Genomic DNA, 15,334 nt, shown 5'->3' with positions numbered 1-15,334 from the left:
CGTGAGTCACCCGATCAAGCCGCGCCGGGTCACGTTCGACTGGAAGCAGACCCCTCTGCACTGGATTCCGGACGAGCCGACCGCGACGCACGTCATCAACGTGCTGCATCTGCTGCTGCCGGCCGGCGAGCGGTGGTTCGTGAAGGTGTTCAAGGAGGCGCTGCCCCTGGTCACCGACGAGCGATTGCTCCAGGACGTCAAGGGCTTCATGGGCCAGGAGGCCACCCACAGCGTGCAGCACGCGTATGTGCTTGAGCACCTGGCCGAGCAGCGTCTGGACACCACCGCCTACACCCGCCAGGTGGAATGGATGTTCGACGTGCTGCTCGGCGAGAAGCCGCCGTGGGGGATGCCGATACCGCGGCGCGAGTGGCTGCGGTTCCGGCTGTCGCTGATCGCGGCGATCGAGCATTTCACCGCGGTGCTCGGCGACTGGATCCTGGACGCGGAGGCGCTGGACGGCGCGGGGACCGACGAGGTCATGCTGGATCTGCTGCGCTGGCACGGCGCGGAGGAGGTCGAGCACCGGGCGGTGGCGTTCGACATGTACCAGCACGCGGGTGGCGGCGGTGCGGCGCGCTATCTGCGGCGGGTGGAGGGGATGGCACTGGCCTGGCCGACACTGTTCTACCTGTGGACGGCGGGCGCCCGGTATCTGCTGCGGCACGACCCGCAACTGGCCGGCGGGAGGTATCGGTTCAGGGACCACCGCAGCGCCGCCCGCCGCGGGCTGCTGCCGTCCTGGGCGTCGCTGCACGCCGCCATGCCACGCTATCTGCGCCGGTCGTACCATCCGTCGCAGGAGGGTTCGCTGAGCAGGGCGGTCGAGTATCTGGCCGTCTCCCCCGCGGCCCGGGCGGCCGCCGGGCCGGCCGGCGGTGCGGCGGCCTCATGACGACCGAAGGATGACGACGAGCGAGTGAGGGCCACCAGGTGAGCACCGCCACCGACGCCGGGCAGGGCGCGTACCGGATCGAGGATCTGTCCCGGCTGAGCGGGACCACGGTCCGCACCATCCGGGCGTACACCGACCGCGGTCTGCTGCCGAAACCGGAGCGGCTCGGCCGGGCCAACGTCTACAACGACGCGCATCTGGAGCGGCTGCGGCAGATCGCCGATCTGCTGGAGCGCGGCTACACCCTGGCCAGCATCAAGGAGTTGCTGGCGGCGTGGGACGCGGGCACCGGGCTCGGCGGGGTGCTCGGCCTGGTGGGCGAGGTGGACCGGCCGTGGTCGGACGAGCAGCCGATACGGATCGGCCTGCCCGAACTGATCGCCGCCTTCGGCGAGGTGGCCGACCTGTCGGCGGTGGAGGAAGCACTGCAACTCGGCGTGCTGGAGGCGGTGGCGGAGCGGGACGACCAGTTCGAGGTGCCCAGCCCCCGAGAGCTGGCGGTCGCGGTGGAGCTGCATGCCTCCGGTGTGCCGCTGGCCGCGATCACCGGCCATCTGCGGGAGCTGCGCGGGCAGGTGGAGCACATCTCGGAGCGCTTCCTCGATTTCACCACCGAACACGTCTTCCAGCGCTTCCTGCAACACCCGCCCGACGACGCGGAGGCGGCCGAGGCGGCGGCCCTGGTCCGCCGGCTGCGGCCGCTGGCCCAGCAGACCGTCGACGCGGAGCTGGCCCGCGCGATGCGGCTGCGGGCCACCGAGCACGTCCGCCGCCACCTCGGTGACGCCCTCCCGCCCACCGCGACAGGTCCGGCCGGACCTGAACCGGCGGCCGGACCCGGGCAGCCCCTGCGGCCCCCCGAGCCCGCAGGGCCGGCCGCGCCGGTCGCACCGCCCCGGCCGCACCAGGCCCCGGTGCAGGTGCCGCTGCCCGCCGCGACGGTGGCCGCCGTCCGGGCGCTGGTCGGCCCGGCCGGCGTCGCGGCCTTCGTGGCCGCCGCAGCCGACCGCGAGGTCGCCGCCCGCCGGATGGACGCCCTCGCCTCCGGCGGCGGCCCGGGCACCGACGGCGGGTGAGCCGGCGGGCTCAGCGCGCGGGGTCCGGCAGACGGGCGAGCAGGTGCTTGTCGGTCACCACGGCCAGCGACAGGGTGCGGTAGCCGACGGAGGCGAACAGCACGGTCAGCTTGCCGTCGCCCTCGCTCATCACCTCGCCCTCACCCCACTGCTCGTGGCGGACGCGCACGCCGGGCTGGTAGGGGTGGGACGGGCTGCCGGCGTCGGCCTGCTCCTTGGCGGGAGCCCCGCCGCCGGACCTGTCGCGCCGGATCCGCATCCGGCGGCCACGCGCGGCCGCCGGCTCCTCGGCGGCCTCCGCCCGGCCGTCCCGCACGCCCGGGCCGTCGAGGGCGCCCGCGGTCCGGCCGGTGCAGTTGTCGCACGCCCCGCAGGGAGCGGTCACGGTCTCGCCGAAGTAGCCGAGCAGGAAGCGGCGCCGGCAGTCGACCGTCTCGGCGTACCCCCGCATCATCTCGACCCTCGACTGCTCCAGCTTGCGGTGCGTGGCGTCGACGGCCAGCGCGGCCTCGACGGCGGAGTCGACCGCGTCCTGGTCGTCGGAGGCGGCCGAACCGGTCCAGCGGCTGCCGTCGCGGGCGGTGTGGACGGCGCCCGCCTCCTCCAGCAGGTTCAGGACCGCGGACAGCCGGGTCGCGGTCATGTCGCACTCGGTCCGCAAAGCGGTCGCGCCCAGCGGGGCACCCTCCTTCCGCAGCCGCTCGGCGACCCGGCCCAGGGCGTCGGCGTCCGGCGCTCCCGCGGCGAAGAAGCGCTGCAGGCCCAGGTCCTTGGACCGGTAGGCCAGGATCGCCCGGGCCGACGCCCCGTCGCGGCCCGCCCGGCCGATCTCCTGGTAGTACGCGTCCAGCGACCCGGGTACTGACGCGTGCAGCACGAACCGCACATCCGCCTTGTCGATGCCCATCCCGAACGCCGAGGTCGCCACGACGACATCCAACTCGCCCGCGAGGAAGCGGTCCTGGACGCCGCTGCGGTCGCCGGCCGTCCGCCCGGCGTGGTAGCTCTCGGCGGCCAGCCCGAGTCCCGACAGTTCCTCGGCGATGGTGTCGGCGGCCCGCCGGGTCGCCGCGTAGACGATGCCCGGCTTCTCCTCGACGGCAGCCCGTTCGACCACGAAGCGGTCCTTGAGTGCCTCGTCCTGGAATGCCGCCACCTCCAGGCTGATGTTGGGCCGGTCGAAGCCGGCCACGATCTCCACCGGGTCGTGCATGCCGAGGCGTTCGGCGACGTCCCTGCGCACGGGGGCCGCCGCGCTCGCGGTCAGCGCAAGCACCGGCGGATTCCCCAGCCGCTCGCGCGCGTGCCGCAACCTCAGGTAGTCCGGGCGGAAGTCGTGGCCCCAGGCGGACACGCAGTGCGCTTCGTCCACCACGAGCAGCCTGGGCTGCGCAGCGGCGAGCCGGTCGAGCACGTCGTCCTTGGCCAGCTGTTCCGGGGCGAGGAAGACGACGTCGATCGAGGAGGCGCTGATCCTGTCCCACGCGGTCTCGTTGTCGCTGCGGCGCTGGGCGGAGTTGACGGCCGCCGCGCGCAGGGCGCCGGAGTCCAGCAGCCCCTGCATCTGGTCGCGCTGGAGGGCGATCAGCGGCGAGACGACGACCACCGGCCCGCCGAGCAGCGCGGCCGGCACTTGGTAGATCGCGGACTTCCCCGCCCCGGTCGGCATCACGGCGATCACGTCGCGGCGCTTCATCACCGCCTTCATCGCCGTCAGTTGGGCCGGACGCAGCCTTTCCCAGCCGAAGACCCGGCGCGCGGTGCCGCGCAGCCGGCGGGACGAGAGTGCGAACATGCTTCTCCTCGGAGGTCCGGGCATCGAACTGCTGTGTGCCTGGCGGCTACCCAGGCACAGCCGGATATCGCCTCACGACCCGCCACTGCCGCCGAGCGGCCGCCGGAGCAGGCCCGCACCGGAAGCCGGAAGCCGGAAGCCGAAAGTCCGAAGCCGGAAGCCGGAAGCCCGGACGTTGGCCCCGGTCGCCCCGGGGAAGGCGGGCGGAATGGGAGAGGTCAAGGTCGGTACGTGCTCGTGGACGGACAAGGCGCTGGTCTCCAGCGGCTGGTATCCGCCGGGCCACCGCGACGCCGAGGGCAGGCTGCGCCACTACGCCACGCAGTTCCCGGTGGTGGAGGTGGACGCCACCTACTACGGGCTGCCCAGCACCCGCAACAGCCTGCTGTGGGCCGAACGCACCCCGCCTGGCTTCCGGTTCAACGTGAAGGCTTTCTCCCTGCTCACCGGGCACCCGACACGCCCGGCCGCGCTGCCCCCCGAACTGCGCCCGGCCCTGGCCCGGCAGCCGGGCCGGGGCGGCACCGACCCCGATCTGCTGGACGAGGTGTGGGACAGGTTCAGCGGCGCCCTCGAACCGCTCCGCCGGGCCGACCGCCTGGGCACGCTGCTCTTCCAGTTCCCGCGGCAGCTCGCGCCTGGCAGGCCGGGGGCGGAGTTCCTGCGCCGGTGCCGCGAGCGCGCCGCGGGGTGGCCGGTGGCCGTGGAGTTCCGGCACCCCGGCTGGTGGCGCGCCGAGCACCTCACCGCGACGGCCGCACTGCTGACCGACCTGGACGTGTCCGCCGTGGCCGTCGACATGGCACAGACGCTGCCCGGCTCCGTTCCCCCGGTCGCCCGGGTCACCGCCCCGGAACTCGCCGTGGTCCGCTTCCACGGCCGCAGCCAGGCCTGGGGAACGGGCACGAAGGAGGACAGGTTCCGCCACTCCTACACGCCCGGGGAACTGTCCGAGTGGACCCCGCGGATCCGCTCCCTCGCCGAGCAGGCCCGCGAGGTGCACGTCCTGTTCAACAACTGCTGCGGCGACGCGGCTGCCCGCGCCGCCCAGTCGATGCGCACCCTCCTCGACCTCCGGGCACCGGTCGCGGGCTGAGCGCGCGCCCTGCCTGCGGCGTCACCACGGGCTGCGGTCCGGGTCGTAGCTGCGGAGAATTCCTACGAACCGCTCCAGCACCGCCAGTTGATCGTCGCGCAGCGAACCGCTGTTGAAGTGCATCACGGTGTTGCGGACGTCTTTCACATGCCGCAGCAGACCGACGAAGTGCGGGCGGTCGACCCCCGGCCAGTTGAGTTTCTTCCACCGCACCTCGTCGTCCAGCAGCCGGATGTACTCCCCGAACATCAACTGGTCGACACTGCGTCGGCGGCGATCCTTGTGCACCTGTCTGACGTCGTCCTCGCCGAATGCGCGACCGAGGCAGCGGCGAAGCCGGCGCTCGATCTCGCCGAGGGTGAAGAAAGGACCCGCGATGGTGACGAACTCGGAAGCGAGGTCCGCGGTGGTGACGACGCCGACCAGTTCGCCCGCGCCACTGCGGACCAGGACGAAGCCGTGAGCCTGGATGAAGGGCAGCGCGGAGAGCAGATGCGCCGTGGCGTCCACGACGTGGTATTCGCTGGTGAGGGCGTTCACCACGCTCGGGGCGCGTCCCGTGGCGTGCATATGGGCGATCGACGCCCAGCTGATCACACCCTGCAGCGTGCCGAGCGAGTCGAGGACGGGCACTTGGGAGTAGCCGCGCTCGGCCATGATTCCCATGGTGCGCGCCAGCGAGTCCTCGGGTACGACGGAGGTCACGCCGTTTCCGGCGCTGGAGATGGCACCGACGCGCAGACCGGTCTGGGGCAACAAGCCGACAGGATCTTCCCCCTGCGTCTCCTCCGCGTGGCCGGACGCGGGGTCGCTCCCGGCGTCGTCCGCGGCGGCACCCGGCGTCGCCGGCGCCTCCTGAGGGGCGCGGCGCGCGTCGGAAGCACCGGGCCTCGCGGTTCCCCCGGGACGCCCGTCCCGTTCCCCTGCCGTCAGCTCGCCCGGATCGCTCGGCGGCGTGGGAGAGCCGCCGTCGAGCGGGAGAACGACGATCTCCTCGTCGAGCGGGCCGACTGAGAAGTCCGGCTCGGTCCGCAGACCGGCGTTGGCCAGATCAAGGGCTATCCGGGAAACCACGGCATGGTTGCGGACTCGGGCGTCCCAGAGCTCGAGCAGGCGACGCCGACTCATCGGGGTGCCCGTGATGATGCCCGCCGGCACGATCAGCTCATCCAACGCCACTGTCCGCTCCCTCGCGGACCACGGCCTTGCCCATCGCCCGCTCGACGAGACCGAGCAAACGCTGGGCCCGGTCGCGGTAGAACGCGTCGAAGTCATCGGCGCGCAGGGCACGGGGGTCGATGTGATGGGTCCCGATCACGTCGTCGAGCCAGTCGCTGCTGGTACCCGTCTCCTTCTCCAGCGCCGACAGGTACACGGACGGCGAGTTGACCCCGATGGTCTGGGAGACCCGGTACGAGAGCGCCGTCTTGTTGACGATGCTCGCCATCCGGACCGGGTCCGGCTCGTTGCGGAGGAACCACGCCCTGGGGAAGATCTGCCGGATGTCGACGGTCCAGCCGGCCAGGTTCTGCTCGCTGATCACCTCCTCCGGGTAGGCCCAGTCGACCGCGCCTTCCTTCATCAGCAGCGCGTGCATGCCCTTGTAGGCGGCGCTGTTGCGTGAGTTGAGCCGGTGGAGTCGCTGCTCCTGGAACGACGCCTCGGAAATGGTGTCGGGTTCGGGACCGCCGTCCGCCAGCCATGCGACGACCTGCTCGACGTCGCGGACGAAGCGGGTGTCCGTCACGCCGCCGTAGAGCTCCCCGAGAACTCCGCACCAGTACCAGCGCGACAGACCCTCCTGTACGGCCGGCTCGTCGCGCCTGTCACCGAGCAGCGCGACGATGGCGGCCAGCGGGACCAGTTGCGAGCCGTACGGCAGATCCCGCTCGCGGAAGACATACTGCGACGCCAGGAAACGGCCGGCCCAGGCGAACGCCTGCGTGACCACGGGAGCGAGCGCCGTGTAGTCGGACAGCGGGAGGTGGAGCAGATCACGGCGTTTGCAGCTGACCGCCGGCGGGCTGGCGGCACCCGGATTCCCGGCCAGGTAGCGCTTCTTGCGCTGCCACGTCTGCGTCAACGCGATCGTCTGCAGGAAGTCGAGGCTGGTGAGCCCGGTCTCCTGCCTGCTGTCCGCGTCGATGGAGCCGAAGACGGGATACGCGCCGCTGAGCGCGGACTTGGTCATCAGCCACTGCTGGCTGAGGCTGAAGTCCCTGCCGTGCTCCCGGGTGTAGCCGGCGTCTCCCGCGTAAGTCGCCGTGAGCAGCTCGAAGACGTTCAGCACGACGCCGCCGGTGTTGACCCGCTCGAAGACCGAGCACACCGCGTCCTTCCTGGTCTCCTTGGGAAGCCGGATCAGCGGCACCTTGAAGCCCTTGACCGTGTCGAGGACCTTCTCCTGGAACGCCGACCATGTGTCCCACCGATCCTCGGCGGCAGTGACGTAGGTGCGCTGCCACTTGCCGGAGCCATCGGCGTCGAAGATCAGGTTCAGCGGAAAGAAGCCCTCCCTGCATTCCGCCTCCCGGCTGGTCAGGTCGAGCAGCAGCCGGCCGAAGGGGCCCCGCACCAGACGATCCTCCGGAATCGACCGGATCGCCTCGTCCCGGTCGGCACCCTCTTCGACCGCCATGGAGATGTCGATGTAGTACCAGCGCCGTACCGGTTTGTTGCGGGCGTCGTTGGTCTCGACGGGCTGGTCGGACCGCAGCGCCTGGAAGAGGGAGGTGAGCCGCTGCTGGCCGTCCAGAAGGAGCTGCTCGGGAATGGTGCCGGGAACGACAGGAGTGCCGTAGAGGGGCCTTGCCTTGAACTGGGACTCGCCGCCCGTATCGAGCGTCATGGCCACGCCGAGCGGGTAGTCGAGCGTCACCGTGGCCAGAAGCGCCCTGATGCGATCGTCGTCCCACTTCCACTGTCGCTGGAAGTCGGGTAACTGGATCTTCCCGACGGCGACGTCCTCCAGCATCCTGCCCAGACTCGGGCCGTCCAGTGCCACCACGCCTGCTCCCGCTCCATGCTTGCCTCGCCCTTGCGTCGTCAGACACGCACACAAGCCGCTGACGGACACCTCATGTGGACGATCCTCCCGAACCGTGACCCCCTTGTGGGGTCCTTTCGTTCAAAAAATCCCCCGCTGACGGCAGCTGCGCCGGGCGGCCGTAGGTCCCGGTCATCGTCCTATGACGGAAAACCGTGTTGCTGCGAGGAGTGCCGTCGCGGTTGGGTTGGGGCTCCAAAGCCGTTACGGCCAAAGGGAGTTACATGTTCCGCATTTCCCGTGCACCAGGTGCTCGGCGTTCGCTCGCTGCGGCGGTCGCCACCGCCGCCGCTCTGGGCGTGGTCGGTCTGACCTCTCCGACGGCGACGGCACTGACGGCCGTCGGTACCAGCGGTCGAGACCTTCCCGGCGATCTGAACGGCGACGGCACGAACGACATCTGGACCACGGACAGCAGCGGCCTGCTGCTGACATACGCGGGACTGGGCGACGGGCGGTTCGCCGCGGCGACGTCGGGCGGCGGGACCTTCACCGACACCTCGGTCACCACTCGCGGCGACTGGGGCCAGGACGGGCACAACGACCTGGTGACCCTCGAACCCGGCCCGCAGGGCGACGGCAAGGTGCTGTGGGTCCGTCCCAACGACGGCACCGGGACGCTCGCGACCGCCGTCGACGGCGGGCCGCAGCGGCTGAGCGTGGAATGCCCGGCGGTGACCGGCCCCTCAGACGAGAACCCCGAAGGCTGCACCGTGGCGGACGACCACTGGCACGACGCGGACCAGGTCGTCGCGCCCGGCGACCTCAACGGGGACGACGCGCCCGACCTCCTGGTCAAGGAGGGCAGCTCGCTGTGGGTGTACTACGGCGACCGCGCCAGCAAGCGACTCGACATGCACGGCGCGCCGGTGCTGGTCGGCGCGAGCGGTTGGAACGGTGAGACCGTCGTCGCGCCCGGCGACCTCAACGGCGACGGGCTGCCCGACCTGCTGCTGCGGGACGACGCCACCGGCGGCCTGTCGCGCGTCTACGGAGCGGCGGGCAGCGTCGCGGGCATCCTCGACCCGACGTCCTGGGGCTCCCCGGGCGCGCGGGTGGCGGTCGGCACCGGGCCGACGGCCGCCGCCTATCCGGTCCTCGCCTCGTCCGGCGACATCACGGGGGACGGCGTCCCGGACCTGTGGGGCCGGGCGGCCAACAACGCCGTGACCGGCTGGCCGGGCAGGGTGAGCAGCGGCGACTGGACGGGGACGGGCAGGGCCTTCTCCATCAGCAGCAGCAAGCACCACCCGCACGACCGGTGACCGCGGACACCACGGCGTCCGTCCGGTGACCGCGGACACCACGGCGTCCGTCCGGTGACACCGGGGCGGTCCCGGGACCCGATTCGGGTACCGGAACCGCCCCGGTGCCGTCACCGGCGTCCGCCGACGAGGCGTCGACGGGGGCCGGTTCACCCGAAGGTGAAGGAGTACGCGCTCAGCCCCGGTGAGAACGTCAGCTTCAGCGTCCCGCTCCGCACGCCGCCGCCACCCACCACCGTGTAGATGTTCGGCGCCCCCGACACCTTGAAGGTCGTGGTCCGCCCCTCGAAGGCAGCGGTGACCGTTCCGGTACCGCCGACGTCCAAGTAGACGTCGTCCGCCGAGAAGTTCAGCTCCATGGCGGCCCGGCCGCCCGAGGTCAGCGCCTGGCTGCCGACCGACCACGTACCGCCGAGGGCGAACTCGTCGGCCGGTACCGACCCCGGCAGTTCGAAGGACTGGGTGCCGGACCGCAGCGGCCCGTTGGCCACGCCCAGGGCGCGATCCGCACCCAGGTACAGCTCCGGGGTCTCGTTGGGATCGGTGGGCGTCCGGTCCGGCACATCGGTCGCCTTGGCCAGCGCGACGCCGGGGTGCGCGGCCGTGAGCAGCTGCCGGATCAGCGACTCGTCACCGCCGTAGTCGCCCTCGCCGATCGACACGTGCCGCACCTCGCCGGTCGCGTCGATCAGGTAGGAGGCCGGCCAGGAGTTGTTGCCGAACGCGTCCCAGGTGCTGTAGCCGTTGTCGAGCGCCACCGGGTACGCGATGTGCAGCCGCGCCGCCCCGGACTCGACATTCGCCGGCACGTGCTCGAAGGCGTACTCCGGGGTGTGCACGCCCACCACCACCAGCCCGTTCTTCTGATACTCCTGATACCAGGCGTTGGTGTGCGCGATGGCCCGCTGGCAGTTGATGCAGGAGTACGCCCAGAAGTCGACCAGCACCACCTTGCCCTTGAGGTCGGCCTGCGTCAGCGGCTTGTCACCGGGGGTGTTGAACCACTGCTGGATGCCGCTGAAGCCGGGGGCCTTCCCGCAGTCGAGCAGTTGGGCGCCCGGGGTGTTCGCGCAGGCCTGGAGCGCCGCGCTCTGCTGCGGTCCCAGCCCCTGGACCGTCCCGGAGTCGTCCAGTGCCTGGTTGATCTTGGCGGTGTAGTCGGGGATCGCCCGCTGGAGCACGTCGGTGACGTTGAAGGTGAGCGCGACGGCCAGCCCGATGACGACCAGCCCGGCGGCGAACCGCACCGAACGCTGCCGCTCGCGGAACGCCCGCACCCGCTCGGCGACCCCCCGGCCGGCCAGCGCGAAGAACAGCAGCGGCGCCGCGGTCCCCACCGCGAAGGCCAGGGTCAGCGCGACCGTCTGCACCCCGATCCGGTGCGTGGCCCCCGCCACCGTGATCGCGGCAAGCACCGGCCCGGCGCACGGCACGTACACCGCTCCGAGCGCCAGCCCGAGCACGAACCCGCCGTGCCCACCGCTGACCTGGCGCCGCCCCACCCAGGAGAACGGCCGTTCCAGCAGATCCTGTATCCGGGGGAACATCATGGCGACGCCGAGCGCGGTCAGCACCACCAGGCCCGCCCAGCGGATGGTGTCCGACGGCAGCGGCAGCGCGCTGAGCACGAGGGTGCCAAGCAGGGTGAACACGCTGAAGCTCACGGAAAGTCCGGCCACCACCAGATACGGCCGCCGTTTGCTGCCCGCCTCGCCGGGCGCCGCCGCCCCCGCGGTCAGGAAGACCACGGGCAACACCGGCAGCACACACGGCGAGATGCCGGTGACGAATCCACCCACCAGCCCGATCAGCACCAGCGTGACCACAGCGACCTCCGAGAGCGACCAGCCGCCACGGTCCGGGTCAAGGGCGCGTCCGGTGCACTTCGGAGGGTAATGCCGACCCCTGTGAACAGCGGCTCCCGGCCCCAGCGGTCACCACTCCGTAAGATCTCGCGGCCCCGCCGCTGCCGCGGGTGGACGTCGGGGTGTCGCCTACACCTACGGTCATCTGTCGTGGCGGACCTTCAGGGACAAGCCGTGGTTCGGGCCGTGCCGACGCTGACGGCCGCGGCGGCCGTCACGGAGCGGATCCGGCTCGGGACGCCGGTGACCTCAGTCAAGCCGCGTTCATGCATCACGAGCTGACTTGCGGTTCTGCGGCTCAGAGGCTGATGAGCCCGATCTGCTTGCCGCACAGGCGGGCCACGCAGTCGATGTCCGACGTCAGGATGACCACCGGGCCGGGCTGCCGCAGGGCCGTCTCGGCGACGGTCGCGTCGATGGCGTACTTGTGACCGTGAAGGCCGGTCGTCTTGAGCAGCCTCGCCGCTTCCTTGGCGGTCTGCTCGGTGACCGGCTCCACCTTGACCCGGGACAGTGCCCACTGAAGCCGGGGCGTGTTCACGCGCGAGTGACTGACCTCCACGATGGTGTTCGCGCTGATGACCAGATCCGCGCCCATCTCGTGAAACACCTTCAGCAGGCCGAGGACTTTCCGTTCTTGGGCGACCCAAGCAGACAGACCCTCGCTGTCCAGGACCACAGATTCGATGTGCTGACTCACGCTGCGCTCGCGCCGCCCGCGATCTCCGTCGCCTCCGCGATACGCGCTCGGGCCTCGGCCAGTTCCTCTTCGCTGAAAGAACCGTGCTCGTCCTCGTAGCTCCGCAGATCGGCCCCGAGCAACTGGTGCCTGATCTGACGGGCGACCGCTTCGGCCACATAGCCGGAGACGTTGTCGGTGAGCTTCCTCAGCTCGGCCACCTGCTCGGTCGGCAGCGTGACCGTGATCCGGGTCGTGTCAGCCATACGGCGAGCATACCGCAGTATGCAGGTAAGCGGGCTTCTTCTCGGTCGCCGGGTGTGCAGCCTGTGAAGCTACCGGCATGCGCTCAGCGCGGCCGGCCGCGGAGCAGCTCACTGAGCCGGTCACCGATCACGGAGACTCCCGGGCGCGGCTCGCTCTCGTAGTACCAGGGTTTGCGTCGGCGCAGCAGGGCGTCGCCGTGCTCGCTCCAGGTGAATCCGGGCTGCCGCAGGAGTCTGCGGAAGACCGTGTCGACGTTCTGCGGGTGTGCGGCGGTCAGGCGGCGGATGGGCAGCGGCGTGATCGTCTCCTCGCGCAAGTACGTGCGGAGCAGATCCTGATGGTGCTTGCGGCCGGCCAGGTCGGGGTTGGCGAAGAGATCCAGCAGCGACCCGTAGTCCGCGTAGAAGTTGAGCCCGTCGACCTGGTCGTAGATGACACCCACGGTGTCCGACTCCGCCAGTTCGGGCGGCAACGTGAAGAGGGGCAGGCCCGGGGCGGGCCGCCGCTTGCCTCGGGTGGGGCCGGGCCGTTGCCCCGCGGCAACCTCCCACCTGTTGCGGTAGTAGGCATTGATGCGGTCCTCGGTCTCTTCGGGCGCGAGGATCAGTTCGTCGCTGCCGAAGAACTCGGCGAACGCGACCCGGTCCTCCCGCATCGAGCGCCATCCCTGCTCCACCTTCTCCGGATTGCGGAAGACCAGGTCGGGTTGGCTGGTGGCCAGATCGAGGGCCGCAGCGGCGATCTCCGGCGCGGCGGCCCGGGGGTAGGAGGACATCACACCGGAGACGAGCCATGCGCCGGGTGCCGTCGGCAGGGCGACCAGCCGGGCGCCCACGAAGCCTCCTTCGGTGACGCTCCGGAAGGCCGATCGACCGGCGTTGGCGTACGTCCGGTACTCCAGGTCGTCCAGCAGGTTGAGCAGGCGCAGGCACTCGCCGTCCTTGCCCCGCACCTCGAAAAGCCCCTCCACCGGATCGCGCCACGCCAGGACCATCCGCCGGTCGGCTTCGGACAGAGCTGTTCGCCGAGTGACGAAGCGGTCGGCGACCGTGCTGCCATCAGGCAGGCGGTACTGCACCAGGAAGTGGTCGATGACGTTGATCGCGGTCGCCTCGTCCAACACGCCTTCAGGGCCGCCGGCCTCCGCCAAGAGCGGGTCGAGGAAACGCTCGAAGGCGTGGCTCTCCCCGAACGCGACGAGCTCTTCCTTCAGCTCGGCGCTGCGCCGCAGGGCGTGGGCGAGATCTGGGAAGGTGTTCATGTCGTGCTCCGATGCGCTTCGGCTCTCGTCCGGGTCCGCTTCCTCAGCATCCGGCCCAGCGCCGGTACGCCTCGACCCAGCCCGCCCCGTCCGGAGCCGGTTCCGGCAGGGGCAGTTCAGCCAAGCCGATGTCCTGCCGGAACTCCTCCCGGACGCAACGAGCAACCATGCGGGAGTCGTTCGTGAGGTCGATCTCGACCACTGTCACCTCGACGCCCAGGACGGTCGTGGTGAAAGGAACCGTCAGGTGCTCATCAATGGCCGCCAGGAATACGTTGACCGCCTCGATCTCGTCGTACGTGTCGACGGTCGCTTCCTCGATCAGCGCGTCCAGTTCGGCGCCGCTCCTTGTGCTCACCTCAGCCACGGTAGCGAGCGGTGCGCGCTCGGTGGGCCGCGTTCCTCAGACGAAGTGGCCGACTGTTCCGTGCGCCGACGCCTTGCGGGCAGGCTGAAGCGCGGCGCGGTGGCGTCCGACACAGGACCGCCGGCACGGCGCAGCCATGCCTCGTCCCTGCTGCGTGGTCCCTTGCTCGTCAGGTCGTGTGCATGCGACTGAGCACTGTGGTTCGCCGATCTACCGCTGGCACGAGCAGGGCCGGGAGGTGTGGCGGCGGGCCGAGGAGCTGGGGTTCCACGCCGCCTACACCTACGACCACCTGTCGTGGCGGACCTTCAGGGACGGGCCGTGGTTCGGGGCCGTCCCGACGCTGACGGCTGCCGCCGCCGTCACCGAGCGGGTGCGGCTCGGCACCCTCGTGACGTCGGTCAAGCCGCGTTAACGCATCACGAGCTGACCTGCGGAATCGCCTCGAGTCTGCGGCTGATCGGAGGCTAAGGCGAGCGGAGGTCGGTGAGGAGCTGATCGATGAGGTGTTCTTCCTCGACCCTGACGCGATGGTGGCTGATGGCCTCGCCGAGGGCCGGGTCCCAGGGCGTGGGAACGGGAGATCCGGTGGTGAGGGGGCTCCCGAGGCTCCGTTCGACGGCGGCCAAGTAGGAGACGGCGTCGTAACGCCATGGCGTGGCGCCGAAGAGACGCAGGACGCCGGTGGCGATGCGGATACCGCCCCAGTCGAAGTCGCCGTGGAAAGCGAGGCGGCACCCCCGGTCTCGGAGGTGTCGCAGCAGGCAGCGGGCGGCAGCTGAGAGAGTGCCCTCCGCGCAGACCAGTGGAGGGCAGCCGGGGCCGAGTTCGTCGGCCGCGGCGGCGAGCACTGCCGGGTTCTCGCAGATCCGCACGACGTGCTCGTCGAGTCCGAGATCGGGTACCTGCCGGACCAACTGGCGCAGCGTCAGGACGCAGGGTTCCCCGCCTTCCCGCGCAGCGGCGAGCACGCGGCCGACCGTGCCACGGGGGGAGCCGGGCAGGCCCAGGACAAGGACCCGGGAGGAGAGCTCGTCCAGGGCGACTCCGACGGCGGCCCATGCGGCTCGGCGGCCTTCGGCGCCGGCGGTCGTCGCGGCGGGTAGTTCGGCGAGATGCCGGACGCCGGACAGGACAAGAGTGGTGAGAGGGCGCCCTTCGTCCAGCGCGTGGGCGTCGCCGAGGGCGCGGGCAGCGAGAACCGGGAGGGCGAGGCCGTCGGACGGCAGCAGGGCCAGCACCCGTACGATGTCGGCGGCGAGTTGCCGTGCGGTCGCGGGGTCGCTGCCGGAGAGCCGCTTGAGCAGTCCTGTCGCCGCCAGCATGGCAGGCCAGGAGGCGAGTTCAGGCCGGTCCGTGACGGCGGGTTGGTCGAGTTCTGCCAGCACCTGCTGCCAGGAGGCGGCGAGCGCGGCGTCCTGGGCCCGCTTGTCGCCTATCGGCCCGGTGAGCGCGACGACCGCTGCGGCCAGGCCGTCCGGGCAGGCCAGGGACTCGCGCAGGACGCGATCGACCTCCGCCAGCGGCACGGTCAAGGAAGCGCCCGCGCGCAGTCGACGCCCGAGCAGCGCCTCGGCCGCGCGGCGCTGCCCGGGGGTGGCGGACCGGAGGGTGGCCGAGGCGTCCAGGGGCCGACCGGCGGCTATGCGGTTGCGGACACGCTCCAGCAGCCAGGCTGTCTCCGGGCCGCCGAGCAGGCGTTGCAAGCGAGGAAGGTCCATG

At 71.2% G+C, this 15,334-nt stretch carries 13 protein-coding genes and 2 pseudogenes; 6 read left to right on the top strand and 9 right to left on the bottom strand.

The window, feature by feature from the left end:
- Window position 1 precedes the first annotated feature (1 nt).
- Both OG702_RS18505 and OG702_RS18500 read left to right on the top strand, forming a co-directional pair.
- The gene (locus OG702_RS18505; protein ID WP_327289999.1) at window positions 2-895 is read left to right on the top strand and encodes a metal-dependent hydrolase; all 894 of its coding nucleotides are present in this window, start codon (window positions 2-4) and stop codon (window positions 893-895) included.
- A 38-nt stretch (window positions 896-933) separates the two neighbouring features.
- A complete protein-coding gene (locus OG702_RS18500) occupies window positions 934-1,971 on the top strand; it encodes a MerR family transcriptional regulator (protein WP_327289998.1) in 1,038 nt (345 codons plus the stop codon).
- Window positions 1,972-1,981: 10 nt separating this feature from the next.
- On the opposite strand, the gene OG702_RS18495 is transcribed toward OG702_RS18500, so the two are convergent.
- Window positions 1,982-3,766 (bottom strand): RecQ family ATP-dependent DNA helicase, encoded by a 1,785-nt coding sequence (locus tag OG702_RS18495; protein WP_327289996.1) that lies wholly within the window; start codon window positions 3,764-3,766, stop codon window positions 1,982-1,984.
- A 208-nt stretch (window positions 3,767-3,974) separates the two neighbouring features.
- On the opposite strand from OG702_RS18495, the gene OG702_RS18490 reads away from it, so the two are divergent.
- The gene (locus OG702_RS18490) at window positions 3,975-4,862 is read left to right on the top strand and encodes a DUF72 domain-containing protein (protein WP_327289995.1); all 888 of its coding nucleotides are present in this window, start codon (window positions 3,975-3,977) and stop codon (window positions 4,860-4,862) included.
- A gap of 21 nt (window positions 4,863-4,883) precedes the next feature.
- Here OG702_RS18490 and OG702_RS18485 read toward each other — a convergent pair whose 3' ends face one another.
- Together OG702_RS18485 and OG702_RS18480 are read right to left on the bottom strand one after the other, a co-directional pair.
- Entirely contained in the window at window positions 4,884-6,041 is a 1,158-nt protein-coding gene (locus OG702_RS18485) for a CBS domain-containing protein (protein ID WP_327289994.1), read from the bottom strand.
- On the bottom strand, window positions 6,028-7,869 hold the full coding sequence (locus OG702_RS18480; RefSeq protein ID WP_327289993.1) for a GmrSD restriction endonuclease domain-containing protein: 1,842 nt from the start codon (window positions 7,867-7,869) through the stop codon (window positions 6,028-6,030). Before OG702_RS18480 ends, OG702_RS18485 begins: the two co-directional genes overlap by 14 nt.
- Window positions 7,870-8,132: 263 nt before the next feature.
- Between OG702_RS18480 and OG702_RS18475 the strand changes: the two genes are divergently transcribed.
- Complete coding sequence (locus OG702_RS18475; protein WP_327289992.1) at window positions 8,133-9,173, top strand: FG-GAP repeat domain-containing protein; 1,041 nt, start codon at window positions 8,133-8,135, stop codon at window positions 9,171-9,173.
- A gap of 149 nt (window positions 9,174-9,322) precedes the next feature.
- Here the strand turns inward: OG702_RS18475 and OG702_RS18470 are convergent, their stop codons facing one another.
- Complete coding sequence (locus tag OG702_RS18470; protein ID WP_327289991.1) at window positions 9,323-10,999, bottom strand: cytochrome c biogenesis protein DipZ; 1,677 nt, start codon at window positions 10,997-10,999, stop codon at window positions 9,323-9,325.
- 184 nt (window positions 11,000-11,183) lie between these two features.
- Here OG702_RS18470 and OG702_RS18465 point away from each other — a divergent pair.
- Window positions 11,184-11,314, top strand: a pseudogene (locus OG702_RS18465) (LLM class flavin-dependent oxidoreductase); the annotation flags it as partial.
- A gap of 22 nt (window positions 11,315-11,336) precedes the next feature.
- Here OG702_RS18465 and OG702_RS18460 read toward each other — a convergent pair.
- From OG702_RS18460 to OG702_RS18445, 4 genes are all read right to left on the bottom strand, one after another.
- Entirely contained in the window at window positions 11,337-11,738 is a 402-nt protein-coding gene (locus tag OG702_RS18460; protein WP_327289990.1) for a PIN domain-containing protein, read from the bottom strand.
- Entirely contained in the window at window positions 11,735-11,983 is a 249-nt protein-coding gene (locus OG702_RS18455) for a hypothetical protein (protein ID WP_327289989.1), read from the bottom strand. The genes OG702_RS18460 and OG702_RS18455 overlap by 4 nt, the downstream gene beginning before the upstream one ends.
- Window positions 11,984-12,066: 83 nt before the next feature.
- On the bottom strand, window positions 12,067-13,245 hold the full coding sequence (locus OG702_RS18450; protein ID WP_327289988.1) for a hypothetical protein: 1,179 nt from the start codon (window positions 13,243-13,245) through the stop codon (window positions 12,067-12,069).
- Between the two features lie 43 nt (window positions 13,246-13,288).
- Complete coding sequence (locus tag OG702_RS18445) at window positions 13,289-13,603, bottom strand: hypothetical protein (protein ID WP_327289987.1); 315 nt, start codon at window positions 13,601-13,603, stop codon at window positions 13,289-13,291.
- A 191-nt stretch (window positions 13,604-13,794) separates the two neighbouring features.
- Between OG702_RS18445 and OG702_RS18440 the strand changes: the two are divergent.
- A pseudogene (locus OG702_RS18440) lies at window positions 13,795-14,012 on the top strand (LLM class flavin-dependent oxidoreductase); the annotation flags it as partial.
- Between the two features lie 67 nt (window positions 14,013-14,079).
- Here the strand turns inward: OG702_RS18440 and OG702_RS18435 are convergent.
- On the bottom strand, window positions 14,080-15,333 hold the full coding sequence (locus OG702_RS18435) for a TIGR02679 family protein (RefSeq protein WP_327289986.1): 1,254 nt from the start codon (window positions 15,331-15,333) through the stop codon (window positions 14,080-14,082).
- Window position 15,334: the final 1 nt, after the last annotated feature.

Source organism: Streptomyces sp. NBC_01198 (genome assembly GCF_036010485.1).
GTDB lineage: Bacteria > Actinomycetota > Actinomycetes > Streptomycetales > Streptomycetaceae > Actinacidiphila.
Note: the sequence above shows the minus strand (reverse complement) of the source record. Positions and strands in the feature narration are given on the sequence as shown.

Coding starts and splice junctions, on each gene's coding strand:
- OG702_RS18475 (WP_327289992.1), top strand. CDS start 8,133: ATGTTCCGCATTTCCCGTGCACCAGGTGCTCGGCGTTCGCTCGCTGCG.
- OG702_RS18455 (WP_327289989.1), bottom strand. CDS start 11,983: ATGGCTGACACGACCCGGATCACGGTCACGCTGCCGACCGAGCAGGTG.
- OG702_RS18450 (WP_327289988.1), bottom strand. CDS start 13,245: ATGAACACCTTCCCAGATCTCGCCCACGCCCTGCGGCGCAGCGCCGAG.
- OG702_RS18435 (WP_327289986.1), bottom strand. CDS start 15,333: ATGGACCTTCCTCGCTTGCAACGCCTGCTCGGCGGCCCGGAGACAGCC.
- OG702_RS18495 (WP_327289996.1), bottom strand. CDS start 3,766: ATGTTCGCACTCTCGTCCCGCCGGCTGCGCGGCACCGCGCGCCGGGTC.
- OG702_RS18490 (WP_327289995.1), top strand. CDS start 3,975: ATGGGAGAGGTCAAGGTCGGTACGTGCTCGTGGACGGACAAGGCGCTG.